This window comes from Sphingobium sp. B8D3A, from assembly GCF_025961995.1.
Lineage (GTDB): Bacteria > Pseudomonadota > Alphaproteobacteria > Sphingomonadales > Sphingomonadaceae > Sphingobium.
In genome coordinates this window covers 750,906-776,455 of the sequence record NZ_JAOQOS010000001.1, presented here as the reverse complement: position 1 = coordinate 776,455, position 25,550 = coordinate 750,906, and the positions used below count along the sequence as shown (strand labels likewise).

Genomic DNA, 25,550 nt, shown 5'->3' with positions numbered 1-25,550 from the left:
CAGACATGCGTAACTGGAATCGCCGCAAGCCGATGGCGCTCGACACGCTTTCATCGGCGCATCGCCTGCGCCCGACGCTGAGTTGGTGGCACCTCATCGCCTTGGGCGTTGGTGCCATCGTCGGTACAGGCATCTATACGCTGGTCGGCATCGGTGCCGGCCTCGCCGGTCCGGCAGTCATCCTGTCCTTCGCGATCGCGGGCGCGGTCTGTGCCTGCGCGGCGCTCTGCTATGCGGAAGTGGCGACGATGATCCCTGCATCGGGGTCAGCCTATACGTACAGCTATACGGTGATCGGCGAGCTTGTCGCCTGGATCGTAGGCTGGAGCCTCATCCTTGAATATTCGCTGGTTGTCAGCGCGGTCGCGGTCGGCTGGTCGGGTTATACCGCCGGTTTCCTCACCTCGCTCGGCATCCCCTTGCCCGCGGCGATCAGCGCCGGCCCTCATGCGGGCGGCCTGCTGAATGTGCCGGCGGTGCTGATCGTCTTCGCGGTGGCCGGGCTGCTCGCGCTCGGTACGCGGGAGAGCGCGGTCGTCAACGCCATCCTGGTGGTCGTGAAGATCGTGGCGCTGGTCCTGTTCATCGCCGTGGCCCTGCCCCATTATGACGCCGGCCAGTTCCACCCCTTCATGCCTTATGGCTTCGCCGCGCATGACGTGAACGGCGTGCAGCATGGCGTGATGGCGGCAGCGGCGATCATCTTCTTCGCCTTCTACGGGTTCGATGCCATCTCGACGGCTGCGGAGGAAACCAAGAACCCCGGTCGCGACCTACCGATCGGCATCGTCGGCTCCATGCTCATATGCACAGCGCTTTATGTGGGCGTCGCGGCGGTCGCGGTCGGCTCCATGCCCTACACCACCTATGCCAATAGCGCCGAGCCGCTGGCGCTTATCCTGCGTTCGCTGGGTCAGGGCAAAGTCGCGGCGATCATCGGCGCGGCCGCGATCATCGCGCTGCCGACCGTGATCCTGGCATTCCTCTTCGGGCAGAGCCGCATCTTCTTCGTCATGGCACGTGACGGGCTGCTCCCGGCGAAACTGGCCCGGGTCAATGCCCGGACCGGCACGCCGATTCGCATGACCATGGTCACCGCCCTAGTCGTGTCGGTGCTGGCCGGCCTCGTTCCGCTCGATGCGATCGCAGCGCTGGCCAATGCCGGCACGCTGGCGGCTTTCATCGCGGTGGCCGCCTGCATGCTGATCATGCGTCGCCGCGAACCCGATCGTGCGCGCATCTTCGCCACGCCGCTGCCCTGGGTGGTCGGCCCGCTCGCGATCATTGGCTGCCTCTATCTGTTCTGGAGCCTCCCCGGCACGACGAAACTCTTCTTCCTCATCTGGAACGTCGTCGGGCTGGTGATCTATCAGTGGATCGGCCGCCGCACCGACGAGGCGCCAGCCGCCTGACGGCAACGACCAAAAACCCGTGCTCCTGCCTTCGCGGGAGCACGGGTTTTTGCATTTCGCCGCCGCTCAGGCGGACCGGCCTATTTCAGCGTTTTCAGATAGGCGATGATGTCCGCGCGTTTGCCATCGTCCGGCACGCTGATGGCCATCCGCGTGCCGGGCACAAGCTTGGCCGGCGCGGTCAGGAATGTATCGAGTTCCTTGGTCGACCATGTCCTGCCCCACTTCGCGAGCGCCGGCGAGGGAGCGGTCATGCCAGGCACGACGCCGGCCTTGCGTCCGACCACGCCCGCAAGGCTCGGCGCCAGCTTCTTCTCGCCGGGTTTCGTGCCGTGGCACACGGCGCATTGAGCAAAGGCCGCCCGGCCCTTGTCCGCCGACTGGGCGAGCAAGGGCGCGGATGACAAGGTGAGAACTGCACTCAGAACAAAGGTCGCGATACGCATCTGGTCTCCACTCAACTCAACAGGTTCCAGGGACGATAGATCAGGATATTGCCATCGTAGCTATAGGTCAGCGTCTTGCCGTCCGGCGAAATCTTGTAGGTCGCCTGCAGGTCGACCTTTCCGTGACGGGTCACGGTCAGGCTCAGCGTCGCGTCGTCGACTTTCCTCAGCGAGACGACATTATAGGCCAGGCCCCCGGCGGTGCTGTGATATTCGATGCCGGGCGTGCCATCGACCTGCGCCGCCCAATGGCCGGAGGTAAGCGCGCCAGACGCTGTCAGCGTCGTGAATGATACGAGGATCTTGCCATCCTCCGTATAAGCGAAACTGCGGATTGCGGCCTGTGGCTTGGCGCCCTTGTAGGTGGAGGCAGCAAGATCGACCTTCCACAGGCCGATGATACCCGCGGGCGCCTGCTCCCGCGCATCGCGGAGCGACTGGCCGGGTTCGGCCGCGGAAACGGGCGATACGGAGAGGCTGGTTGCCATCATGGCTCCGGCGAGCAGGGTTCTGATCCAGGAATTCATACCAATCCTCCAGCTAAAGGCCGCTCAGTGGCGGCAGAATATCGGAAGGAATATTCGCAGGGGTCCGCGACATTTTCTGCCGATTGCGCAGCGATGCGCGCGCGTCTCTGCGGGGAGGAGCCCGTCAGGGAGTGGAATTGCGGGATGTTACCGCTCCGCCAGGCAGCACCTTGCGCATGGCAATGCTCGAATGAATGCGGGCGACGCCGGGCAGGCGCGAGAGGACGTTGGTATGCAAGTCCTCGTAGGCCGCAGCGCTGCCCGTCGCGACGCGAATGCTATAGTCCGCATCGCCCGTCATGAGGTAGCATTCCCGTATCTCCGGATGTCGCCGCACCGCGCTCTCGAACCGGCGGAGATATTCCTCGGTCTGTTTCTCCAGCGTGATGCGCACGATCGCCACCGTCGCCTCATCTTCTTCCGGCAGCCCCACCACGGCCACATAGCCGCGGATCACACCTGATTTCTCGAGAATCCTAACCCTGCGCAGGCAGGCGGAAGGAGACAGGCCGACCGCTTCCGCCAGGCTCTGGTTGGAGATACGGCCATCGGTACGCAGCAGCCGGATGAGATGTCTGTCGATCTTGTCCATGATCGTCGAAGCATATTGCGCACCTGCGCCACTTTTCTACTGAATTCCTGCTTGAAACGGCAACTTCTGCATCTGTTGGGCAGAACATTCGAAGCGCCTGCTGATATCCCTTGCCCCCATCAGACGCGGGGTGACCAATGGACAATTCCGACAGTATCGAAGGCGCGATTCTGACGATCGATCTGTCCGCGCTGGTCGCCAATTATGCCCGGCTGCGCAACCGGGTCGCACCCGCCGAACTGGCGGCCGTGGTGAAGGCGGACGCCTATGGCTTGGGCGCGAGCATCGTGGTGCCCGCCCTCGTCTCGGCCGGGTGCAGCCATTTCTTCGTCGCGCATCTGGCCGAGGCGCTCGCCATTCGCCCACTCGTGTCGGCAAACAGCACCATCTATGTGCTGAACGGGCTGACACCCGGCGCCGAGGCGATATGCGCCGACCATGCTATCGTGCCGGTGCTTAACAGCCTGGGCCAGGCGTGGCGCTGGCGCGATCTGGCCATCCAGCGCAAATGCCCACTATCCGCCATTCTGCAAGTCGACAGCGGCATGTCGCGCCTGGGCCTCTCCCCGGAGGAGGCCCGGCAACTCGCCGGCGACGCGCAGTTCCGCCGCTCTGTGCCGCTCCGCGCGATCATGAGCCATCTCGCCTGTGCAGACGAACCGCAAAATGCTGCGAACGATCGCCAGCGCACGCAGTTCGAGAAACTGGCCGAGCTGTTCCCCGCTGCCGCCCGATCACTCGCCAATTCCGGCGGCTGCCTGCTCGACAGCGTGTTTCATGGCGACATCGCCCGCGCCGGCATCGCGCTTTACGGGGCCGACCCTACCGATAGCGCGGAGGCGCCCTTCGCCCCCGTGGTGCGGCTCGATGCGAGAGTGATCCAGCTCCGCACTGTGCCGGACGGCGCTGGGGTCGGCTATGGGCTCGACTGGCAAGCGCGCGGGGAACGGCGCCTTGCGACGTTATCGGTAGGCTATGCCGATGGCTGGCCACGCGCCCTCTCCAATCGCGGAGCGGCATGGTCCGGCGGCGTCCGCCTGCCGATCACGGGTCGCGTGTCGATGGACAGCATGACCGTGGATGTGACGGCACTCGCGCCCGGCGCGCTGACGGAAGGCGATTTCGTCGAGCTGATCGGCCCGCACCAGCGCCTTGAACAGGTCGCGCGCGATGGCGGCACCATCGCTTATGAGATCCTGACGAACCTCGGCGCCCGCTATGCCCGACATGTCCTCCCCCTCGCCTGCCCCACCCCCATATTGGAGACAATGTCATGAAGGTGCTGATCCTCGGCAGCGGCGTGATTGGCGTCACCTCCGCTTATTATCTCGCCAAGGCCGGGCACGAGGTGCATGTCGTCGACCGGCAGCCCGGCCCGGCGCTGGAAACCAGCTTCGCCAATGCCGGTGAAATCTCGCCCGGCTACGCCTCGCCCTGGGCCGCGCCCGGCGTTCCCTTCAAAGCGCTCAAATGGATGGTCTCGAAGCATTCGCCGCTCATCCTGCGGCCCGGTCTCGATCCGGCGCGACTGCTCTGGCTGGCGCAGATGCTTCGCAACTGCACGGGCGCGCGCTATGCGATGAACAAAGCGCGCATGGTGCGGATCGCGGAATATAGCCGTGACAAGCTGATCGCCCTGCGGGCCGACACCGGCCTTGCCTATGACGAGCGCATGCAGGGCACGCTCCAGCTCTTCCGGACGCAAGCGCAGATGGACGGCATCGCCAAGGATGTCGCTGTGCTGCAGGCCGATGGCGTACCGTTCGAGGTGCTGGATCGGGAGGGCTGCATACGCGCCGAGCCCGGGCTTGCCGATGTTTGCGGAACATTCGTCGGCGGCCTGCGCCTGCCCAATGACGAGACCGGCGATTGCTTCCTGTTCACCAACGCCCTTGCGGAGCTGGCGCAGAGGCTGGGCGTGCACTTCGACTATGGCACGGCAATCGACGGGATCGAGGTTGATGCGGACAGGGTGACGGGCGTGCGCACCAGCAAGGGATTCATGCGTGCCGATGCCTATGTCGTAGCCCTCGGCAGCTATTCGCCCGCCCTGCTGCGCCCGCTCGGTATCCGCCTGCCGGTGTATCCGGTGAAAGGCTATTCGATCACGGTGCCCATCGTCGACGAGGCCCGCGCGCCTGTCTCGACGATCCTCGACGAGACCTACAAGATTGCGATCACGCGTCTGGGTTCGCGCATCCGCGTCGGCGGCATGGCGGAGATCGCCGGGTTCGATAACCGCCTGCGCCCCGCCCAGCGCGAGACGCTCCAACTCTCGGTCGGCACCCTGTTCCCCGGTGTCGCGGACATGGGCGCGGGAACTTACTGGTCGGGCTTCCGCCCGATGACGCCAGACGGCACGCCTGTGATCGGCGAGACGCGCTACGATAATCTGTTCCTCAATACCGGGCACGGCACGCTGGGCTGGACGATGGCCTGCGGCTCAGCGCAGGTCGTCGCGGACATCATCTCGGCTCGACCCACGGAAATCGAGGCCGTCGACTTGGCCATTTCGCGCTATGCGGCCTGACGCCGCAAGCGATCATTTTTATCGACGAGGAGTAAGCATGAGCATCGAACGTCTCGATCAGGGCCCACGCATGAGCCAGGCCGTCATCCATGGCGACACCATCTACCTTGCCGGCCAGGTCGGTGCGCCGGGCGAGAGTGTCACTGCGCAGACGCAGGCCGTGCTGGCGCAGATCGAGGCGCTGCTCGCCCGCGCTGGGAGCGACAAGTCGCGCATCCTGAGCGCCACCATCTGGCTCGCCGACATGGCCGACTTCGCCGAGATGAATGCCGTCTGGGATCGCTGGGTCGGCGGCAGGGACGCCCCAGCCCGCGCCACCGGCGAAGCCAGACTCGCCACGCCCGACTACAAGGTCGAGATCATTATCATCGCGGCCCGAGGCTGAAGGCGCCGCCTCGGCCATCGCTTGCGACCGGCTGACAGCCCAATTTTGCATTTGACTCGCATTAGCGAGAAAAATACAGACCCCCCTTGTGAAAACAGGGGGAAGCATGAATACGGATTGGTTGCTGTCCACGTCACTGCTCGTCGCGCTGGCTGTTCCGACGCAGGTACTCGCGCAGGACGTTGCGCCTGCCGATCAGCCGATCGAAATCATCGTCACGGGCGAAAAGGCCTCGCGCAGCTTGCAGGAAACGACGGCGTCCGTGGGCGTCGTGACCGCTGCGCGCATTGCCGCCGAGAATGTTCTCACCATTCAGGAAATCTATCAGCGTATCGCCAACGTCTCCGAGACCTATGGCGCTTCCGGCTTCTCGATCCGCGGGATCGACCAGCGCGGTGTTTCTGGTGGTGGCGATGCTGCGACCGCCACCGTATTTGTTGATAGCGCGCCCGTTCAGCAGGATATCCTCTCCAACGGCCCGACCGACATGTGGGATGTCGCGCAAGTCGAGATATTCCGAGGCCCGCAATCGACCATCCAGGGACTGAACGCGCTGGCTGGCGCCGTGCACATCCGTACCCAGGACCCCACCTTCGACTGGAGCGTGAAGGGCCGCGCGCTTGTGTCATCCTTCGACACGACCCAGTTCACCCTCGCCGGTGGTGGACCGCTGGTGCCGAACGAGTTGGCCTTTCGGATCTCTGCCGAAAAGCGCGATTCCGATGGGTATATTTATAACCCAACGCGCAACGCCCCCGAAAACCCGGTAGACTCGGTTTCGATACGTGGCAAACTGTTCTGGATGCCATCGGCCCTCCCGGGCTTTGAAGCCCGGCTCAATTACCATCATTTCGAGACGCAGGGCGGCTACCTGTTTGTCTATGTCGACCGCGCGAACGGCGACTATTTCAGCACGCGAACGAACCCGTCCGATTATCCCAACAGCAGCGACGTGGATAACGATCAGGTGACGCTGGACTTACGCTATGATCTTGGCGGCGGCCTGTCTCTCAGCGCCCTGGGAACCTGGACCGACACCGACTTTATTCGCAAATATGACGGGGATTCCTCAGCCGCCAGCATCGCCTACAGTGATATTGCGGGCGGTGCGGAAACCTTCACGCAGGAATTGCTGCTGAACTACGAGAGCGATCGACTAAGCGGCCTTGTCGGTCTGTTCTACTATAACCGCGATCAGTATCGGCAGTCACATCAGGTCACCCTGGTGCCTACCCCCGCCAGCACGATTATCAATGCGCTCACGCCCAGCCTTGGCGCCGCGACAGCGCAACAGGTTGCGGGAATCTACACCACCGCGCTGCCCAACATCCCCGTGGATTATACGTCAGATTTTCCCACGCAAGTCGAAACGATGGCTGTCTTCGCCGACGCGCGGTATCGGCTGACGGACCGGCTCTCGCTGATTGGGGGCTTCCGCTACGATCATGAGCGCAACAGAATCGGCGGGGAGGCGATCGCGACGTTCGTTGGGACGTTGCCGGACGCAATGCTCTACCCGGCGCCGCTCAGTGGCGCGATCACCGCCCTGAACGGCTTTGTGTTGGGGCTGGTCGACGATGCCAATGGCGCTGCGCCGGTCGGCACCCGCAAATTCAACGCGTTCCTGCCCAAGGGCGGGGTCGAGATGGCCTGGACAACCGACCTTTCAACGGCCTTCGTCGTGCAGCGCGGCTATCGCTCGGGCGGCAGCAGCTTCAACACAGCGCGATCCCAACTGTTCGCTTATGATCCGGAATTTACCTGGAACTATGAGCTCTCCTTGCGCTCGGCTTGGCTAGATGGGGGGCTGACGCTGAACGCCAATGCCTTCTACATCGACTGGACCGAGCAGCAGACCACCGCCAATTTCGGCAACGGAACCTATGACACCCACACGGTCAATGCCGGGAAGTCGCATATCTATGGGTTCGAGATCGAGGTGGCGCATCGCGTGTCCTGGGCCTTCGACTGGTATGCGAGCATAGGGCATACCCGCACAAAATTCGACAAGTTCGTGACCGATGTCGGCTCAATCACCGACCTTTCGGGCCTGGAGTTCCCTTATGCGCCGAAATGGACTCTCTCTGGCGGCGCGAATCTGCGCTTCGCTGGCGGCTTCAATGCCAATCTCAACGCCAGTTATCGCAGCGCGGTGATGACCGACGTATCGATCCCGCAGGCAGATGGCCGCGTGGACGCGCGCACGCTTATAAACGCGCGGTTCGGATACGAAACCGATCACTGGAGCCTGTCGCTTTTTGCGAACAATCTGCTCGACGAGAAATACGACCAGTATGTCAACGACTTCACCAATTTCGTCGTGATTGGCGCGCCACGCAGTGTCGGCGTGGTGCTGGAGGCCGGTTTTTGAGTGACGCGGGATTTCTGACGGCCATCGCGGCCATCGTCGCTGGCAGCTTTGCCGCCGCATGGTCCTTGCGCCGTGCATGGCGCCTCAAGGCAGGCAAGACGAGCTGGCGCGGCATCGGACTCGCCCTGCTTGGCGTCACCTTGCTGTGGCCGGCGTGGATCATTGGGGAAGCGCGTGGTCCGTTCGTGGCGGTGAACTTGCTGTCGGTCGTTGCGCTCGGGGTCGTTGCTTCGAGCTACACGTTTCGTCCGCACAAGGCTGGACGCGTCGCGCGGGAAGGACTCGCCCCGGAGCCTGCAGAGCGCGCGTCAAGCGCGTGGCGCACCACGCTACGCTGGTCGCTCGCTGGCCCGATCGGCATGGTCGCGGCGATGAGCCTGGGGATCAGCTATGCCGTGTGGGCCCCGGGGGAAATCCAGACGCGGCTGCTGATCGGTGGCCTGATCGTGCCGCTGGCCTGGGGCAGTGCGATGGCATGGACCCTCGCCGACAGCCGCATCCTGCGCGCTACCTTCGTGCTGGTGGGTACGGCAATTGTCGGCTTTGGCGCAGCCACGTTGAAGGGGCTGGCATGACGACGCCAAACAAGCGGACCGCCTTCTGGTCGCCCGATCTCGTGCGCGCCGTGCTCAAGGGGCATAGTGGCCTCGGCCTTGCCTTCGCGGGGCTGCTCTATCTGGTCTGTCTCACTGGGGCGATCGCCGTTTTTGCCAATGAGTTCTATCGCTGGGAAAATCCAGGCGCCGAGCACATGGAGAGCATTTCCGGCGACGCCGTTCAACGAGCCTATCGCGAAGCAATGGCGCGCACCAAGGGGGCTGTCGAGCACGTTCTCATCCTGATGCCCAGCGAAGACCGGCCATGGCCGACGCTGCGGGTCGACGCCGAAGATGGTACCCGCACAACCTGGATCGCCGACAGCGCAGGGCTCATCACCGGCGAGTTGCGCGAGAGCTGGACGCATTTCCTGACGCGCCTGCACATCAACCTGCACCTACCGCAAAGCTGGGGAATTTTCATTGTCGGGCTGAGCGGCGTGGCGCTGCTTTCCTCCCTGATCTCCGGACTGCTCGCCCATCCGCGCATCTTTCGCGACGCCTTCCATCTGCGTCTTGGCGGCTCTCGGCGGCTGCAGGAGGCCGATCTACACAACCGCATTGGCGTGTGGGCGCTGCCCTTCCACCTCACTGTCTCACTGACCGGGGCCTTGCTTGGCCTCAGCACCGTCATCATCGGCGCAATCGGTCTCGCGGTGTTTCAGGGCGACACCGCAAAGGTCTATGCAATCTTCACGCCCCCCCAACCGGCCGAAGATACCCGGCCTGCACCGCCCATCGACCTGCGCCCCCTGTTCACCAAATTGGACCAACAGGCGCCGGGCGCGCGTATCAGCTACCTAATTGTCGAGCACCCGACCGAGCAGGGCGCCGCCGCCATGTTCGAGGTGGAGAGCGGCACATCCCGCATCGCCAATGGCGATGTTTACGCATTTAATCGCGCCGGGGCGCTCTACTACGTGCAGCGGGCAGCGCAGAACAATGTGGGTCAGCAGATTCTAGGTTCTCTTGGTCCTCTGCATTTTGGCTGGTTCGGCGGCGGTATTGTCAAGATTGCCTATGCGTTGCTTGGGCTCGGCCTCACCTATCTCGCAGTCGGTGGCGTGAACATCTGGCTCGCCCGACGACGCGACAAGGGCAAACCGGCGCCTGGCTGGGAGCGTGTCTGGGCTGCAACCGTCTGGGGACAACCAATGGCGCTGATCGGCGCGGCGTCGACAGCATTGTTCACTCCTGCAGCCGCCGCCCTGCCAATCTGGACTTGGGCTGGGGTCAGCCTCGCTGCGCTTGGCGCGGCAACCACCCTCTCGCCGCCCAAGCTGTCGCGGATTGGCAAAGCAGGATCAGGCGCGTTGCTGATCTGTCTTGCAATGGGGCACTCAGTCCTGGTCGGCACCGATGACAGCATGGCGCTGATTGTCGATGCTACCCTTGGCCTGATTGGGCTGGGGTTGCTTGCGGTATCAGTCCATTGGCACAGGGGCGCCCTGGCAGTGAAGCCGCTAGCGTGACCGAGGACCATCTGGCTCAATCAGAACGACTGCACAGGATAGAACCCTACCGAGGCCGGAATATTGTGAAGAAGTTTATTACACCCTATCGGTTCTTCGTGGCGGCGCCGGTGAGGCAATGGTCGTAGCGCCATCGTGCGCCGAACTGAAAATGCACATTAACGACTGAGCCGGCTTCAAAGCTCAGCTTTGGGCTGCGGAACGTCCGTTTTGGCAGCGACGCCCCGCGATCGGTACTTCAAGCAAAAGGGTGCAGAGGCCCCCGTCACAGGTCCCGAGAATTTCCCGGCCAGAGCGCCGGAAAGCGGCCGGGATCGATCCCTCTCGCTACCAGGCCGGCCTGTAAGCGCGTCCGGGGTTCGTCCCATGGTTCGTCGGTGAGCTTGAAGGCACCCCAGTGCATGCCGATGGCGGCTCGTGCCTCAAGGTCCAGCATGATCTGGATCGCTTCCTCCGGATCGGTGTGCTGGGCAGCCATGAACCAGCGCGGATCATAGGCGCCGATTGGAATGATCGCGAGGTCCATAGGGCCGAAACGGTCGCGCATTCGCCGAAAGATGCCGCCGGTGCCATAGCCGGTATCGCCGGCGAAGTAGACGAGCCTGCCGGCCGCCTCGATCACGAAGCCCGCCCACAAGGCCATGCGCCGGTCGCGCCAGCCGCGCGACGACCAGTGGAGTGCGGGCACGATGTGGACCTTGAGGCCCGGCGCAACCTCGATGCTGTCGCCCCAATCTCCCACGCCGAAGCGGGCAGCCGAAATGTGCTTGCGGACGATATGGTCGTTGCCCAGCGGCGTGACGATCAGCGGATGGTGACGATTGTGGATCGCCTTGAGCGTCCCGATGTCGAGATGATCGTAGTGATTGTGGGAGAGCAACACAGCGTCGAGTGGTGGAAGGTCCGCCAGCGCAACGCCGGGCGCGCAGATGCGTCGAGGCCCGGCGAACGAGAGCGGGCTGGCGCGATCGGACCAAACGGGGTCTGTAACGAGATTGTAGCCACCAATCTGGATCAACAAGGTGGCATGGCCAACCATCGTCACACGTAGGCCATCAACTCTTTCGTCCGGCACGACAGGCTTCACCGCGACCGACTTGGGCCAGGGATTGTCGGGGACGTTGCGCTTCCAGCGCATGACGTCGCGCAGCGAACGGTCCGTCTCTGGTTCGTCGCGCAAATTGTGGAAGCGGAGACCGTCGAAATGATCGGTGACGGGGCCGTTATAGTAGCGGTTCTTCGGCATGTGGTTCACCGACTCCCTATCCGGCGCCACCCAAATGGCGTTCGCCTCTGGCAGATCAAGTCCGGCTTGGGCTGGCTGGCACACCGAAGGCCGTTTACTCGGAACCTCCGGAGAACGCGACGGCACGGCACCTGCCTGATGGGTGCTGTTACGCTGTCACCCTCGCGCAAGCTTGCGGGACCGGCTTGGAAAGCGTGTACGTGACGCCTACGACAGCTCATGCGCGCATTGGGCATTGCGGCGAATCCAGGATGGAATGTTAGGGGCGGACATGGTGAAGCATATTTTCTGGATCATCCTCGCGATCATCGGCGCCGTCTGTCTCGGCATCGTCGCCACGGCACGCGGCGAGGCGGTCAACGCGCTGTGGATCGTCATTGCCGCGGTCAGTATCTTCCTCGTCGCCTATCGTTATTATGCGCTCTACATCGCCCGGCACGTCATGCGGCTCGATCCTGCTCGCGCCACGCCGGCCCAGTATCGGGGCGACGGGCTGGATTATGTGCCCACCGATCGCCGCGTCCTGTTCGGCCATCATTTTGCGGCCATTGCCGGCGCCGGCCCGCTGGTTGGCCCGGTGCTCGCGGCGCAGATGGGCTATCTGCCCGGCACGCTGTGGATCATCTTCGGCGTCGTGCTGGCCGGCGCGGTCCAGGATTTCATGGTGCTGTTCATCTCGATGCGGCGCGACGGAAAATCGCTCGGTGAACTGGTCCGCATGGAGATGGGGCCGGTCGCCGGCACGATCGCGCTCGCCGGCGCCTTCCTGATCATGGTCATCATCCTCGCGGTGCTCGCGCTCATCGTCGTGCGCGCACTGGCTGAGAGCCCCTGGGGCATGTTCACCGTCGCCGCCACCATTCCCCTCGCCCTTTTGATGGGCATCTACACACGCTGGATCCGCCCGGGCCGCATTGGCGAGGTTTCGCTGCTTGGCTTCGTGGGGCTGATGCTCGCCATCATGTACGGGCAATCGGTCGCCGCTTCCCCCGTCTGGGGGCCGATCTTCACCTTCACGCCCACGCAGCTCTGCTGGATCCTCATCGGCTATGGCGCCGTCGCCTCCATCCTGCCGGTGTGGCTGCTGCTGGCGCCGCGCGATTATCTGTCGACCTTTCTCAAGATCGGCGCGATCGCGGCGCTGGCGATCGGCATCGTCGTCATGGCCCCGCCGCTGCGGATGCCGGCGCTGACCCAGTTCGTCGGCGGGGGCGGTCCGGTCTGGTCGGGTGGCCTCTTCCCCTTCCTGTTCATCACCATCGCCTGCGGCGCCGTCTCGGGCTTCCATGCGCTCATCTCCAGCGGCACGACGCCCAAGCTCATCGCGGCAGAAACCGATGCGCCTTTCATCGGCTATGGCGCGATGCTGATGGAAGCGTTCGTGGCGATCATGGCGCTGGTCGGCGCCTCGATCCTCGATCCGGGCATCTATTTCGCGATGAACAGTCCGGCCGCGATCACCGGCGGCGATCCCGTGAGCGCAGCGGCCGCGGTCACCGCCATGGGCTTCCCGGTCTCAGCCGACACATTGGCCCAGACCGCCCGCGATGTCGGTGAGCACAGCATCGTCTCGCGAACCGGTGGCGCGCCGACCCTCGCCGTCGCCATGGCCGAGATTTTCAGCCATGTCGTCGGCGGGCCAGCGATGAAGGCCTTCTGGTATCATTTCGCCATCCTGTTCGAGGCGCTGTTCATCCTGACGGCCGTCGATGCAGGAACCCGCGCCGGCCGCTTCATGCTGCAGGATCTGATCGGCCTTGCCGTCCCCTCATTCCGCGCGGGCAACGCCCTGCTGCCGGGGGTGATCGCGACCGGTCTGTGCGTGGCCAGCTGGGGCTTCTTCCTCTATCAAGGCGTCACCGATCCGCTTGGCGGCGTGAACACGCTCTGGCCGGTGTTTGGCATCTCGAACCAGATGCTCGCGGCCGTCGCACTGATGCTTTCTACCGTGGTTCTCTTCCGGATGAAGCAGCACCGGTTCGCCTGGGTGACCGTGGTGCCCACACTCTGGCTGCTGGTCTGCACGCTGAGCGCCGGCGCGCTCAAGCTCCTGTCGAGCGATCCGGCCGTCGGCTTCCTCGCACATGCCCGGCGCTTTTCGGACGCCGCCGCGCGGGGCGAAGTTCTGGCCCCGGCGAAATCCATGGCGGAGATGAACGCGATTATCTTCAATGATCGGATCGATGCCGGCCTTTGCGCGCTGTTCGTCGCTGTCGTGCTCTCGCTGCTCTTCTTTACCATCCGGACATGCCTGGCGAGCCTGCGCAATCCCGCTCCGACGGCGCATGAAGCCCCGGCCCAGATGGTCCCCGCGGAATGAGCGGCCTGTGGCACCGGCTGCGCGCCACCGCGCGCCTCATGGTCGGGCAACCGCCTTATGAGGCTTATATAGCCCATATGGCGCGTCACCATCCCCAGGCCAAACCGATGACGCGGACCGAGTTTTTCCGCAACCGTGAGCAGGCGCGTTATGGAGGCGCTGGCGGAGGCAAGTGCTGCTAGGTTATTCGGCGCCTATCTCGGAGCCAAAACCTGCATCCCGCATCTGCTTTTCGTCGCGCTCGGCCTTTCGCTGGCCATCCTCAATATAATCGCGCTCGCGGCCTTGTGGCTTATCGGTGTTCGGGACGACCGAGGGGTTGGACGGCTCGGGCCTGCCGTCCGGCATAGACCGATCCCGTTCCGGCTTTTGTCGAGGGTTGGGTTCTTCCATGTGTCTTCTCCGTTTCTGTTTTGGAAACGGAGGCCGCAGGAGCCAGTTCCGCGCACGTGTTCAACGGTGCGGCTTTCTCCATCGCTCTTGCCGTGACTGGCTGCGATCACGCCCGCCACCTTCGTCAGTCGGCTCGACAACTGTAATTTACGACTCTGTAAACCCATTTCGCCATACCAGTTCGATGGACCGCTCCCACACGCCACCTCCCGCTTTCAGCGAGGTTGACCGACTGTCTGCTCTCCACAAACTGGAGATTCTCGATACCCCGCCCGAGCGCGAATTTGACGAGATTACCCGGCTGGCTGCCGCCGCGCTGGGTGTTGCGAGCTCCGCAATCAGCCTCATCGACGAAGCGAGGCAATGGTTCAAATCGCGGCACGGTATCCCATTTTCTGAAACACCCCGGAATATCGCTTTCTGCACTCACGCCGTCGCTTCGCGCGGCCTCCTCGTGGTTCCAGATGCCACGCAGGATGATCGGTTCAGCTCTAACCCGCTCGTAACGCAGGAGAGCGGAATACGCTTTTATGCCGGCATCCCCCTGATTGTGAATTCGGGGCACTGTCTCGGCACTTTATGTGTGTTCGATCCCACCGCTCGTGATGGGCTGACCGCGCCGCAGGAAGCTGTGCTCCGGGATTTAGCCAAGCTTGCGACCGACCTGATCGAATCCCGACGCTTCCGGAACATGGGAGAGATCGCCGCGAGGGTGGTTGACGCGACTTCGGACGCGGTGCTCGCGGCCGATCGCCACGGAACGATTGTCTACTGGAATCCGGCCGCCGAACGCATGTTTGGTCATGCGCGCGACGAGGCTCTCGGCAGGAATGTCGAGATCATTATCCCGCAGCGCCTTGCAGAAGGTCATCGGGACATTTTCGCGCGGGCCGCCGCTGGCGGTGCCACCAGAATTGTCGGAACATTCGTTGAGCTCGTAGGCGGGCGGGCAGATGGCAGCGAGTTCCCGGTAGAACTGTCCTTAGCCCGTTGGGGCGCAGGACCGCCGGAGGGCGGCTTCGCGGCAATCATTCGAGACATCAGCGCGCGCAAGGTTTTGGAACGGGAGCGCGAGCAGACCCAGGCGTTTCTGGATACAGTCGTGACGAACCTGCCTGCGATGCTGTTCGTGAAGGACACGCAAACGCGCCAATATCTGATGATCAATCGCGCCGGTGAGGTTGCTATCGGTCGTCCCGCCCGCGACATCATCGGACAAACCGACAAGGATCTTTTTCCCGATTATGGGGAAGATTACGAGCGACGCGACAATGAGTCGATCGCGTCGCCTTCGGCCACGATCTTCGAAAGCGAGTTTGTCCGCGAAGATGGCGAGTCTGTCCATTTGCGGACGACCCGCACCCTGATCGACGGTCCGGACCGGCCGGGGCAATATCTCCTTGGTATATCTGAAGACGTGACCGCAACGCGACTGGCGGAGGCGGAAGTTCTCCGCCTGGCACATTATGACGCCCTCACCGGACTGCTCAATCGGGCGAGCTTCACCGACAAACTTCACCGTCTCGTCCGGGCAGGCGAGCCTTTTGCGATGCTCAGCATCGATCTTGACCGGTTCAAGGCGGTCAACGACCAGTTCGGGCACCCGGTAGGCGACGTGGTTCTCTCACAGGTCGGTGACAGGCTGCGGAGCGCTGTTCCCGCCCAAGGGTGGGTGGCGCGTATCGGCGGAGACGAATTCATCGCCGTCCTTACCGGCACGCGATTGCGCGAACGTGCCGACGACGTCGCTTCGGCTGTTCTGATGAGTATCTGCAAGCCGTTCCTGACCGATCGTGTGGTCGCACATGTCGGCGCCTCCATCGGCATTGTGCTCATGCCTGAAGATGGTCTGACAACCGAGCAGCTTCGGGAGAATGTCGATCTGGCGCTTTACCGCGCGAAGCAGATGGGAAGGGGCAAAGCCTGCTTCTTCAATGCCGAGATGGACGCCGCAGCGCAGGATCGCCGGAAGCTGGAGACCGAATTACGCGAAGCCATTGAGAAAGACAGGATCGAACTCGCCTATCAACCCGTCCTCTCCGCAAACTCCGGCCAGATCACCAGTGCCGAAGCGCTGGCACGCTGGACACATCCCGAGCGCGGGCCGATCCGCCCTGACATCTTCATATCCCTCGCGGAGGAATGTGGGTTGATCGATCGCTTGGGCGAACAACTGCTGCGCCGCGCTTGTCGTGACGCGCAAGACTGGCCCGAACATGTGCGTGTCGCCATCAACCTTTCCCCCATGCAGTTTATTTCGGGGCGGCTTGTCGAAACAGTGCGGCGCGCCATGGAAGATTCCCGCATTCGTGCCGACCGCGTCCAGCTCGAAGTCACAGAAGGCCTCGTCATCCGGGACGTTGAACGAACCTTCAAGCAGCTGGAGGAGCTGCGCGCACTCGGTATTCAAATCCTGATCGACGATTTTGGAGTGGGATACTCTTCCCTCAGCTACTTTCAGCGCTTCACATTCGACAAGGTCAAGATCGATAAATCATTCGTGGATGAGATCGCCACGTCCCGCGCGGCAAAGGCAATCGTGCAGGCGGTGGTTGGCCTTGGCCGTGCGCTGGACATGGGCATCGTGGCCGAGGGCATCGAGACTGAAGAACAAGTGCGTCTCCTGATTGAAAGCGGCTGTACGCACCTGCAGGGCTATTTATTGAGCAAGCCAGTCGGTGCGCGCACATTGCGCCAGATGCTGACGCACAGTCCCGATTTCGAGACCGAAGCTTTCAGAATGGCGTAACTTCTCTCTGCGATCGCGGTCGGCGTCGGCGCGGGCCACCTATTGTGTCGAGAGTTCTTACGCCCGGCGCTCGATCCAGCTCGGACGGGCGCTTGCCTTGTGAGATGGTTGGCGTCGGCCAAGCGAAGTGCGGCCATATCGGCGCACTGCTGGCCCAGCCGCAGTCGCAATAGGTGCTATCCGCGCAGGATCTTTTTCCATCCCCCTGCCCTTTGCGAGTTCGTCGATCAGTTTATCGAGATAGCGGATTTCGCGCATGGTGCCCTCCTCGATCGTCTCGACGCGCACTCCGCAGACAACGCCGGTGATCAGGGAACGCGCGGGGTTCATGCAAGGGGCGGTTGCAAAGAAGTCCTCGAATGAGGTGCCGGCGGCCAGCACGCTATCTAGGGACTCTTGGCTGTGCCCCGTCAGCCAGCGCAAGATCTCGTCCACCTCTTCCTTTGTGCGCCCCTTCTTGGCTGCCTTGGCCACATAAAGAGGGTAGACGCTCGCGACGCTGACTGAATAGATACGATGCCCCGCCATCGGCCGCTCCATCACATGATCGTCCTCGAAGCATGAATAGACGGCCGGCGATAAGCAAGTGCTCTGCCGGAATGATCGTTCCGCGGCAGAGAGGTGGTTGCGTCTCAACACCGTTCAAGCATCGCAAATTTTCGGTTCCTGACGTTGAGAGGCCTGCGATGTCCACACCGCGGCCACGACGGCGATCAGGCCGATGACTGCGGCGCCGGCCCCTGCCAGGGCGACAGCGCGATAGCCAAGTCCCGCGGCGATGACAGCGCCACCGATGGCGGCACCGATCGCGTTGCCGAGGTTGAAGGCGCCGATGTTGACAGCGGACGCCAGATTGGGCGCATCCGCTGCGGCAGCCATCACCCGGACCTGAAGCGGCGGAACGAGCGCGAAACTTGCAACGCCCCAAAGACAGATCAGGATCGCGGTTGGCGCAGCGAAGGGCATCAGGACCGCGAACGCAACCAGCACCAGCGCCAGCCCGGCGAGCGTCACCATCAATGTGCGATCGACCGAGCGATCCGCGAAGATGCCGCCCAGCCAGTTGCCCACCGTGAGTCCGACGCCATAGGTCACCAGCATCGCCGTCACGAAGCCGAGCGACGCATGCGTTTCTGCACGGAGGATGGGCGCGATATAGGTGAACACGGTGAACATGGCGCTCGATCCGATCACGGTCAGCGCCAAGGCGGCGAGCACCGGGCCGCGCTTCAGCACCCGCAACTCGGCAATGGCATTGCCGCCTTGGGGCGCAGGCAAAATCGGCAGGGTCAGCCGCAGCGCGGCGATGGTGGCAACGCCCAGTCCGGCGATCCCCCAGAACGACATCCGCCAACCCAGATGCTCGCCCGCCCAGGTCGCGAGCGGGACGCCGACGACATTGGCGATGGTCAGCCCCATGAACATTGCCGCGACCGCACCAGCCTTGCGCTCGGGCGGCACGAGGCTCGCGGCCACGATCGCCCCGACGCCGAAGAACGCGCCGTGGTTGAGCGAGGTGACGAGCCGCGCCGCCAGCAGCATCCCGTATCCGGTCGAGATCGCAGCCAACAGGTTGCCGAGCGTGAAGATGCCGGCCAGCGCAATGAGCAGCGTGCGGCGCGGTACCCGGCCGGTGGTCAGGGTCATCAATGGCGCGCCCAGCATCACGCCGAACGCATAGGCGCTGATGAGCAGGCCGGCGGTCGGGATCGACACGCCAAGATCGCCGGCGATGACCGGGAGCAGACCCATGGGTGCAAACTCGGTCACACCGATGCCGAACGCGCCGATCGCCAGTGCGATGATGCCGGGATTCAGTTTCAAAGGGTTCACTCCCTTCAGACCATGGGGGGATTGAGCAGGGCAAAGCCGTCCTGCTGGCGGTAGGGCGTATGCGGATAGGGCGGCATGACGGTGCTGGCCGCATCCAGCGCGGCAATCTGTTCGGGCGTCAGAGCCCAGCCGACCGCGCCCAGATTTTCACGCAACTGGGCCTCATTCCGGGCACCGATGATGACGGAGGAGACGGTCGGTCGGCCCAGCAGCCAGTTGATCGCGACCTGCGGCACGGATCTGCCGGTTTCGGCTGCAACCGCCTCCAGCGCGTCGATCACGCGATAGAGATGGTCCTCCGCAACCGGCGGCGCGAATTGCTCTGTCTCATTCAGGCGACTGCCCGGGGGGATCGGTCGGCCGCGCCCGATCTTCCCGGTCAGCCGTCCCCAGCCGAGCGGGCTCCACACCAGCGCGCCGATGCCCTGGTCGGCGGCGAGCGGCATCAGATCCCACTCATAGGCGCGCCCGATCAGCGAATAATAGACCTGATGGGCGACAAGGCGCGGCCAGCTATGGCGGTCCGCCGCGGCCTGCGCCTTCATCACCTGCCAGCCAGGATAGTTGGAGACACCGGCATAGCGCAGCTTGCCCGCCGTAATCAGCATATCGAGCGTGCCCATGACCTCTTCCGCCGGGGTGGACGCATCGAGCGCATGGAGTTGCAGGAAGTCGATATAATCCGTGTCCAGGCGCCGCAACGCATCCTCCACCGCGCGGATCAGCCTTGCCCGTGAAGCGCCCCAATCCTGCGGCCCTTCGCCCATCGGCAGGCCGGTCTTGGTGGAGATCATCACGGCATCGCGCCGCCCCTTGATTGCGGACCCCAGCACCTCTTCCGACGCGCCGTTCGAATAGACGTCGGCGGTGTCGAACAGGGTCACGCCCGCATCGAGACAGATATCGACCAGCCGCCGCGCTTCGGCAGCGTCGCTCTGTCCCCAGGCGCCGAACAACGGCCCCTTGCCGCCGAACGTCCCGGCGCCGAAGCTCAAAGCTGGCACGCGCAAACCCGAGCGCCCTAGTTGCCGATAATCCATGCTCGATCCTTCGATTGCGATTTCCAGTCATAAATGGACCGCAGCGCCCCACTGTTGTAGTGCGCATTCGAGCCAAGGATCTTTGCTATGGACGCAAAAGTTATTGAGAGTGGCGATCGCGCGCGCGCCATGGAGATATTCGTCGCGGCGATCGATCGGGGCAGTTTTTCCGCCGCCGGCCGCGCGGTGGATTTGACACCCTCGGCGGTGAGCCGCGCGGTCGACAGGATCGAAGCACGACTGGGCGTCAGGCTCCTGCTCCGCTCGACCCGGGCGCTGACCCCGACGGCGGAAGGCCTCGCCTATCTCCAGGCCGCACGGCGCATCCTTGCCGATCTCGACGATAGCGAGCAGCAGATCGCCGATCAGGGCCTGCCGCGCGGACGCCTGCGGATCAGCGCAGCGCTGTCGCACGGGCGGTTGTGCGTGGTGCCGCTGCTCGGCCGCTTCGCGCAGGCTTATCCCCATATTCTGGTCGACATCGCGCTGACCGATGCGCTGGTCGATGTCGCAGCGGGGCAGGCCGATGTCGCGATCCGTTTCGGTCCGCTTGCCGACAGCGCCCTGACCGCGCGCAGACTGGGCGAAAGCCGCCGCGTTATCATCGCCTCACCCGACTATCTTGCGCGGGCCGGGACCCCGCGCGTGCCGGAGGATCTGCATGGGCACAATTGCCTCAACTTCAACTTTCGCCGCAGTGAGCCCGTCTGGCCATTCATGCGCGACGGGGAGGCGTTCTCCCTGGCGATGAAGGGGAGCATTGAAGCGAATAATGGCGAAACGCTCGGCCAACTCGCCGCACAGGGCGTCGGCATCGCGCGGGTTGGCGCCTTCAGCGTCGCGCAGGAGATCGCCAACGGCACGCTTGTGCCGCTGCTGGAGGATTATAACCCCGGTGACGTCGAGCAGATCAATGCGGTGTTCGTCGGCGGCGCCAATCTTCCGGCCCGCGTGCGGGTCTTTGTGGACTTTCTGATCGAGCACATGCGTTAGCCGTCGTGGACGAGACGACCGCTGGGCTCGCGCTCACCGCCCGGGGAAGCTGGTCGCCGATGACGCCCATGACGCGGGACAGCGCTGCGGATCAGGTGCTCACTCCTCCCTTGCGCGGGCCGCGCCCCAAGAGATAGGCAGCGCCATGACCCAATCTCAGCTGGCCGATATTCTTATTGCACGACTGGTCCGTGACCATGGCGGCACTCGCCAACGCTGGCGCAAGGTCGTCGGTCCGATCCGGATTTACGATCTCCGGACCCATCCCCATTGCAACTGGATGGTCGATGCGACCGGTTCGACCTCCGATATCGCAAAGGTCGAGAGCCTGCTCGATGAACTGCGCCAGAACCACCCCATCATCACGGCAGACCGTTGACGCTGCGTAGGGCGCGGAGGACTTAGACGTCCGGCGCGATCAGCACCTTGCACTGCTCGCCGCGCTGTTTGAGGGCCTCGAAGACCGTGGGCGTCTCGGCGAGCGCAATGGTGCTGGTGACCATCAGCCGGGGCGCGATGGCGCCCTGTTCCAGTGCAGCAAGGGCGGCCTCATATTCCTGCACGGTGAAGAAGGCTGAGGTAACGAGGCGCACTTCCTTGCCCAGCATGGCGAAGGAGTTGAACGTGTCCGGCTTGGTGCACAGGCCCAGCAGCAAGATCGTACCGCGCGGGCGCACTTGGTCGACGGCCTGCGCGATCAGGCCGGGCACGCCGACGCATTCGAAGACGATGTCGGCCATGCCGCCCAGACCCTGCACGGCACTTTCAACGGGGTTCTGCGGGTCCACCACGAACACGTCCGCGCCCATATCGTGCGCGCGCTGCTGCTGCGCGGTGGAGATATCCTGCACGGCCACCCTGGCGGCCCCAAGCCGCTTGGCCCAGAAGGCCACCGCAAGCCCGATCGGCCCTGCGCCCAACACCAGCACTTTGTCACCAGTTTTCAGGCCCGACAGGTTCACGCCGTGCAGGGCTACGGCCAGCGGCTCGATAATGGCGCCGTCCGCCAGCGTCAGCCCCGCCGGTAAGGGCACGCACTGGTTGGGGCGGGTGACCGCATAATCGGCATAGCCGCCGCCCTGCAGACCGAATGACGCGCACCACTGCACTTCGCCCTTGCGACAATGTTCGCAGTCGCCGCAGCTTTTGAGCGGGATGACCGAGACGAGCTCGCCGACCTTGCGCCCCTGCGTGTTCCGACCCAGCGCCACCACTTCACCGGCGAACTCATGGCCCAGAACGTCGCCATGCTTGCATCCATAAGCGGCATCCTGGGTCATATGCAGATCACTGCCGCAAATCCCGCAGCGCCCGACCTGGACCACCAGTTCGCCCTCGCCCGGCGTGGGATCAGGAATGTCCTCGAACGCCAGCGGCGTGTGGAGCGCCTGAAAAATAACGGCTTTCACAAATATGCCCTTTCGTCTCTCGCCGAGGCCCGTGCCCGAGGGAGATCTCTACCTGATCCGCCTCAATGCTGACACGGCCTAACCGACTGCTCGTATCCAATTAAACGCTAAGCCCGGAACGGACAGCGCTTGATCACATTGTTCTTGAAGATCTCGGGAGGATATATGCCATGGCGAGCACGTCGCAGGGCGGGAATGATGGCTCACCGCATTGGACGACATTCCTCAAGGAGTTCGCCAAGGCGCCCCTTTCCGTGGGATCGCCCATTGCAACCTCGACGGGCACCATCGAGCGCCAGCTAGCAGGGGTCGACTGGGCCAAAACGCGCCTGTTCGTCGAATATGGCCCCGGCACAGGTGAGTTTACCCGCTATATTCTTGCGCACCTCCCACGCGACGCTCAGCTGATCGCGATCGAAAGCGAGGACGGGCTTGCCGACCATCTTCGCCAAACCGTCGAGGATCCTCGTCTGACCGTCCATACAGGATCGGCTCTCCAAGCTCGGGCCATCCTTGGGGACGACGTGGTCGCGCGGGTAGACTATATTCTCTCTGGCCTCCCCTTCTCCGCGTTGGAGAAGTCCGACAGGGCGAGGATCGTGGACGATGCCGCGCGCCTTCTCAACGATGACGGTGAGTTCCTCGCTTATCAGGTGCGTCGGACGATCGAACCCTCACTCCGCAAAGTCTTCACACGAGTGAAACGGCGCCGGCGCTGGCTCAACGTGCCGCCTTATCATCTCTATTGGTGTCGAGAGCCGAAGCGATCTCGCCCTTCGAACCGGGTGGACTGATCCGGGCGTCGCTCCCCACCACAATTGTTGGATCTCAGCGTGAGAGGCTCGGGTCTGGCTGTGCAATGGCCAAGGCCGCAGCATCTGTCTCACTGAAGTCCCCTGTCCTATCGCCCCGCAGCGGGCCATCAGATACTCCATGATCGCGCTTGCGCGGGACGCCCTATTCAGCAGCGATCGCGTCGATATCATGGGCCGGCTTTGCCGTCCTCAGTTGCATCATGTGCCGCCGGTAGGTCGCGAGCGCCTGGCCGACCACCTGATCCATATTATAATAGCGGTAGGTGGCGAGCCGTCCGACGAACAGGACATCGGGCGTGCCCAAAGCGAGCGCTTCATAGCGTTTGAACAGAGCGGCATTTTCCGGGCGCGGGATGGGGTAATAGGGGTCACCCTCCGCACTGGGATATTCGTAAGTGATGCTCGTGCGGGCCGCACTCTGGCCGGTCAGATGCTTATACTCGGTAATCCGCGTATAGGGCACCGCTTCGGACGGATAGTTGATGACGGCGACCGGCTGCAGCCATTCGGTGGCGCGGGTCTCGTGCCGAAACTCAAGCGAGCGATAGGGCAGCTTTCCGTAGCGATGGCCGAAATATTCATCGATCGGCCCGGTAAAGACGAGGCGGTCATACCGCACGCGGGCAGCAACCTCCTCGAAGGTGACGCCAAGCTCCACGTCAATCAGCGGATGGTCGAGCATGGCCGCGAACATCGCCGTATAGCCCTCGGCCGGCATCGCCTGGAAGCTGTCGGTGAAATAGCGGTCATCCGTGTTTGTCCGCGTCGGCACGCGGGCCGTCACCGATTTGTCGAGTTCGGACGGGTCCATGCCCCATTGCTTGCGGGTATAGCCTTGGAAGAAAGTCTCATAGAGATGGCGCCCCACCTTGGAGATGACCACGTCGGCCGATGTGCGGATCGTCTCGACCGGCTCCGCCTGGCTCTCAAGAAAGGCCTCCGCCTCTGCCTCGTCCGCCAATGCCAGCCCGTAGAGGCTGTTCAATGTGTCGCGGTTGATCGGCATCGGCACCTGCTGCCCATCAACGTCCGCCAGAACGCGATGCTCATAAGGGCGCCAGCGCGTGAAGCGTGAGAGATAGTCGACGATGTCCTGACTGTTCGTATGGAAAATATGGGGACCGTAGCGATGGACCAGAATGCCGGCCTCGTCATAATGGTCATAGGCATTGCCGGCGATATGGTCGCGTCGATCGATGACGAGGACGCGCTTGCCGCCGTCCGCCGCGAGGCGTTCCGCCATCACCGCGCCCGCAAAACCCGCGCCGACGACCAGATAGTCGTAATGGCGGGTGGGGCGCGGCGTCATCACCTCCTCGATGAGCGTCGACATGGCATCGACCACCTTGTCCCAGGAGAGGTCGGCGAGACACGCGTCTGCGCTCGCCCGCCACGGGGCATCGGCAGGCGCACGGGCGCGAGAGAGCGCCCGCTCGCACGCAGCCACGAATGCCTCGGGATTGCCGGCGATCTCGACCGCGTCGAGCATGCCATAATGGCGCACGACATCGATGATCGGGGTGGAGACCACCGGCAGGCCCGCTGCCAGATATTCCGGCGTCTTGGTGGGAGAAATGAACTGCGTGGACGGATTGATGGCAAAGGGCATCAACGCGACGTCCCAGCCCCGCGCATAGTGCGGGAGCTCGCCATAGGCTTTGCTTCCCAGATAGGCGATGTTGGGCCGCTGCGGCAGATCGGCGGGATCGATCTTGACGACGGGGCCAACCAGCACCAGCGACCAATCGGGATGCGCATCGGCGACGGCGGCGAGCAGGGCGAGGTCCATCCGTTCGTCAATGACGCCGTAGAAGCCGAACCGCGGCCGCGCGAGAGCGGCCTGGTCGGAAGGATCCTCCCCCGGCAGGCGCGCCGCGGCAAAATGCGCGGCGTCGACGCTGGAAGGGAAAGCATGGACCGCAGGGTGGCGCGCGCGCTTCGCCTCGTAGAGACTGTAGCCGCCAGTGAAAACCAGATCGGCTCTCTCGAACAGCTCGGCTTCAAGTTCCGCCAGCTGGGGGGGCGCAAACCGGAAATTCGCCAGCTCATCCATACAGTCATAGATCGTGCAGACCGCTTGGAGATGCCGCGAGAAGGGCAGCATCATCGGCGTATAGTACCATGTCACCAGCGGCTCGGCATGATCGCTCAGATGGGCGTCGAGCAGGTGCCGCAGGGTGACCTGGCTTTCCGCATCCGTCAGGCCTTCCGGGAGGTGCGGTGTCGCGACCGTGATGTGCGGGGCGGGCGTCCTCAGCTCCAGCCAGGCATCAGCGGTCTCGCCGCTGACGAGCGGTTCCTCCCAGAAGGTGACCGGCTGACGATATGCGAAACGCGACATAATATGTTGCGGGCGCTGGAACACGAAGTCCCAGCGCAGATGCGAGAAGCACATCAGCGTCATTATTGGTGGCTTTCGAG

General features: G+C 63.5%; 23 protein-coding genes. 13 read left to right on the top strand and 10 right to left on the bottom strand.

Annotation, left to right across the window (positions count from 1 at the left end):
• Positions 1–5: 5 nt before the first annotated feature.
• A complete protein-coding gene (locus tag M2342_RS03535; RefSeq protein WP_264570982.1) occupies positions 6–1,412 on the top strand; it encodes an amino acid permease in 1,407 nt (468 codons plus the stop codon).
• An 80-nt stretch (positions 1,413–1,492) separates the two neighbouring features.
• Here the strand turns inward: M2342_RS03535 and M2342_RS03530 are convergent, their stop codons facing one another.
• The 3 genes from M2342_RS03530 to M2342_RS03520 form a co-directional block, all read right to left on the bottom strand.
• A complete protein-coding gene (locus M2342_RS03530) occupies positions 1,493–1,858 on the bottom strand; it encodes a c-type cytochrome (RefSeq protein ID WP_264570983.1) in 366 nt (121 codons plus the stop codon).
• Positions 1,859–1,869: 11 nt separating this feature from the next.
• Complete coding sequence (locus tag M2342_RS03525) at positions 1,870–2,385, bottom strand: hypothetical protein (RefSeq protein WP_264578058.1); 516 nt, start codon at positions 2,383–2,385, stop codon at positions 1,870–1,872.
• Positions 2,386–2,509: 124 nt separating this feature from the next.
• Positions 2,510–2,977, bottom strand: coding sequence for an Lrp/AsnC family transcriptional regulator (locus M2342_RS03520; protein ID WP_264578057.1), 468 nt, complete (start codon positions 2,975–2,977; stop codon positions 2,510–2,512).
• Positions 2,978–3,114: 137 nt separating this feature from the next.
• Between M2342_RS03520 and alr the strand changes: the two genes are divergently transcribed.
• From alr to M2342_RS03490, 6 genes are all read left to right on the top strand, one after another.
• Complete coding sequence (gene alr / locus M2342_RS03515; protein ID WP_264578056.1) at positions 3,115–4,254, top strand: alanine racemase; 1,140 nt, start codon at positions 3,115–3,117, stop codon at positions 4,252–4,254.
• Positions 4,251–5,507 (top strand): D-amino acid dehydrogenase, encoded by a 1,257-nt coding sequence (locus M2342_RS03510; protein ID WP_264578055.1) that lies wholly within the window; start codon positions 4,251–4,253, stop codon positions 5,505–5,507. Before alr ends, M2342_RS03510 begins: the two co-directional genes overlap by 4 nt.
• A 37-nt stretch (positions 5,508–5,544) precedes the next feature.
• Entirely contained in the window at positions 5,545–5,892 is a 348-nt protein-coding gene (locus M2342_RS03505; protein WP_264578054.1) for a RidA family protein, read from the top strand.
• 106 nt (positions 5,893–5,998) lie between these two features.
• On the top strand, positions 5,999–8,263 hold the full coding sequence (locus M2342_RS03500; RefSeq protein ID WP_264578053.1) for a TonB-dependent receptor: 2,265 nt from the start codon (positions 5,999–6,001) through the stop codon (positions 8,261–8,263).
• A complete protein-coding gene (locus M2342_RS03495) occupies positions 8,260–8,838 on the top strand; it encodes a hypothetical protein (protein WP_264578052.1) in 579 nt (192 codons plus the stop codon). Before M2342_RS03500 ends, M2342_RS03495 begins: the two co-directional genes overlap by 4 nt.
• Entirely contained in the window at positions 8,835–10,331 is a 1,497-nt protein-coding gene (locus M2342_RS03490) for a PepSY-associated TM helix domain-containing protein (RefSeq protein WP_264578051.1), read from the top strand. The genes M2342_RS03495 and M2342_RS03490 overlap by 4 nt, the downstream gene beginning before the upstream one ends.
• A 265-nt stretch (positions 10,332–10,596) precedes the next feature.
• Here M2342_RS03490 and M2342_RS03485 read toward each other — a convergent pair whose 3' ends face one another.
• Positions 10,597–11,577 (bottom strand): MBL fold metallo-hydrolase, encoded by a 981-nt coding sequence (locus tag M2342_RS03485; RefSeq protein WP_264579977.1) that lies wholly within the window; start codon positions 11,575–11,577, stop codon positions 10,597–10,599.
• A gap of 271 nt (positions 11,578–11,848) precedes the next feature.
• Here M2342_RS03485 and M2342_RS03480 point away from each other — a divergent pair, with 271 nt between their 5' ends.
• Both M2342_RS03480 and M2342_RS03475 read left to right on the top strand, forming a co-directional pair.
• Positions 11,849–13,897 carry a carbon starvation CstA family protein gene (locus M2342_RS03480; protein ID WP_264578050.1) on the top strand — a complete coding sequence of 683 codons (2,049 nt, stop codon included), beginning with the start codon at positions 11,849–11,851 and terminating at the stop codon, positions 13,895–13,897.
• Positions 13,894–14,079 carry a YbdD/YjiX family protein gene (locus tag M2342_RS03475; protein ID WP_264578049.1) on the top strand — a complete coding sequence of 62 codons (186 nt, stop codon included), beginning with the start codon at positions 13,894–13,896 and terminating at the stop codon, positions 14,077–14,079. The genes M2342_RS03480 and M2342_RS03475 overlap by 4 nt, the downstream gene beginning before the upstream one ends.
• 1 nt (position 14,080) lies before the next feature.
• Here the strand turns inward: M2342_RS03475 and M2342_RS03470 are convergent, their stop codons facing one another.
• Positions 14,081–14,290 carry a hypothetical protein gene (locus M2342_RS03470; RefSeq protein ID WP_181560682.1) on the bottom strand — a complete coding sequence of 70 codons (210 nt, stop codon included), beginning with the start codon at positions 14,288–14,290 and terminating at the stop codon, positions 14,081–14,083.
• A gap of 184 nt (positions 14,291–14,474) precedes the next feature.
• Between M2342_RS03470 and M2342_RS03465 the strand changes: the two genes are divergently transcribed.
• Positions 14,475–17,039: an EAL domain-containing protein gene (locus tag M2342_RS03465; RefSeq protein ID WP_264578048.1), complete on the top strand. Its 2,565-nt coding sequence runs from the start codon at positions 14,475–14,477 to the stop codon at positions 17,037–17,039.
• A 57-nt stretch (positions 17,040–17,096) separates the two neighbouring features.
• Here M2342_RS03465 and M2342_RS03460 read toward each other — a convergent pair whose 3' ends face one another.
• The 3 genes from M2342_RS03460 to M2342_RS03450 all read right to left on the bottom strand — a co-directional run bounded on the left by M2342_RS03460 (position 17,097) and on the right by M2342_RS03450 (position 19,912).
• Complete coding sequence (locus tag M2342_RS03460; RefSeq protein WP_264578047.1) at positions 17,097–17,567, bottom strand: DUF2200 domain-containing protein; 471 nt, start codon at positions 17,565–17,567, stop codon at positions 17,097–17,099.
• Positions 17,568–17,681: 114 nt separating this feature from the next.
• Entirely contained in the window at positions 17,682–18,863 is a 1,182-nt protein-coding gene (locus M2342_RS03455; RefSeq protein ID WP_264578046.1) for an MFS transporter, read from the bottom strand.
• A gap of 14 nt (positions 18,864–18,877) precedes the next feature.
• Positions 18,878–19,912: an aldo/keto reductase gene (locus tag M2342_RS03450; protein ID WP_264578045.1), complete on the bottom strand. Its 1,035-nt coding sequence runs from the start codon at positions 19,910–19,912 to the stop codon at positions 18,878–18,880.
• 87 nt (positions 19,913–19,999) lie between these two features.
• Here M2342_RS03450 and M2342_RS03445 point away from each other — a divergent pair, with 87 nt between their 5' ends.
• Both M2342_RS03445 and M2342_RS03440 read left to right on the top strand, forming a co-directional pair.
• A complete protein-coding gene (locus tag M2342_RS03445; protein ID WP_264578044.1) occupies positions 20,000–20,905 on the top strand; it encodes a LysR family transcriptional regulator in 906 nt (301 codons plus the stop codon).
• 145 nt (positions 20,906–21,050) lie between these two features.
• Positions 21,051–21,284, top strand: coding sequence for a hypothetical protein (locus M2342_RS03440; RefSeq protein WP_264578043.1), 234 nt, complete (start codon positions 21,051–21,053; stop codon positions 21,282–21,284).
• Between the two features lie 22 nt (positions 21,285–21,306).
• Here M2342_RS03440 and M2342_RS03435 read toward each other — a convergent pair whose 3' ends face one another.
• Entirely contained in the window at positions 21,307–22,314 is a 1,008-nt protein-coding gene (locus tag M2342_RS03435) for an alcohol dehydrogenase catalytic domain-containing protein (RefSeq protein WP_264578042.1), read from the bottom strand.
• A gap of 170 nt (positions 22,315–22,484) precedes the next feature.
• On the opposite strand from M2342_RS03435, the gene M2342_RS03430 reads away from it, so the two are divergent.
• Entirely contained in the window at positions 22,485–23,108 is a 624-nt protein-coding gene (locus tag M2342_RS03430) for a class I SAM-dependent methyltransferase (RefSeq protein ID WP_264578041.1), read from the top strand.
• A 163-nt stretch (positions 23,109–23,271) separates the two neighbouring features.
• Here M2342_RS03430 and glf read toward each other — a convergent pair whose 3' ends face one another.
• Positions 23,272–25,470, bottom strand: coding sequence for a UDP-galactopyranose mutase (gene glf / locus M2342_RS03425; protein ID WP_264578040.1), 2,199 nt, complete (start codon positions 25,468–25,470; stop codon positions 23,272–23,274).
• Positions 25,471–25,550: the final 80 nt, after the last annotated feature.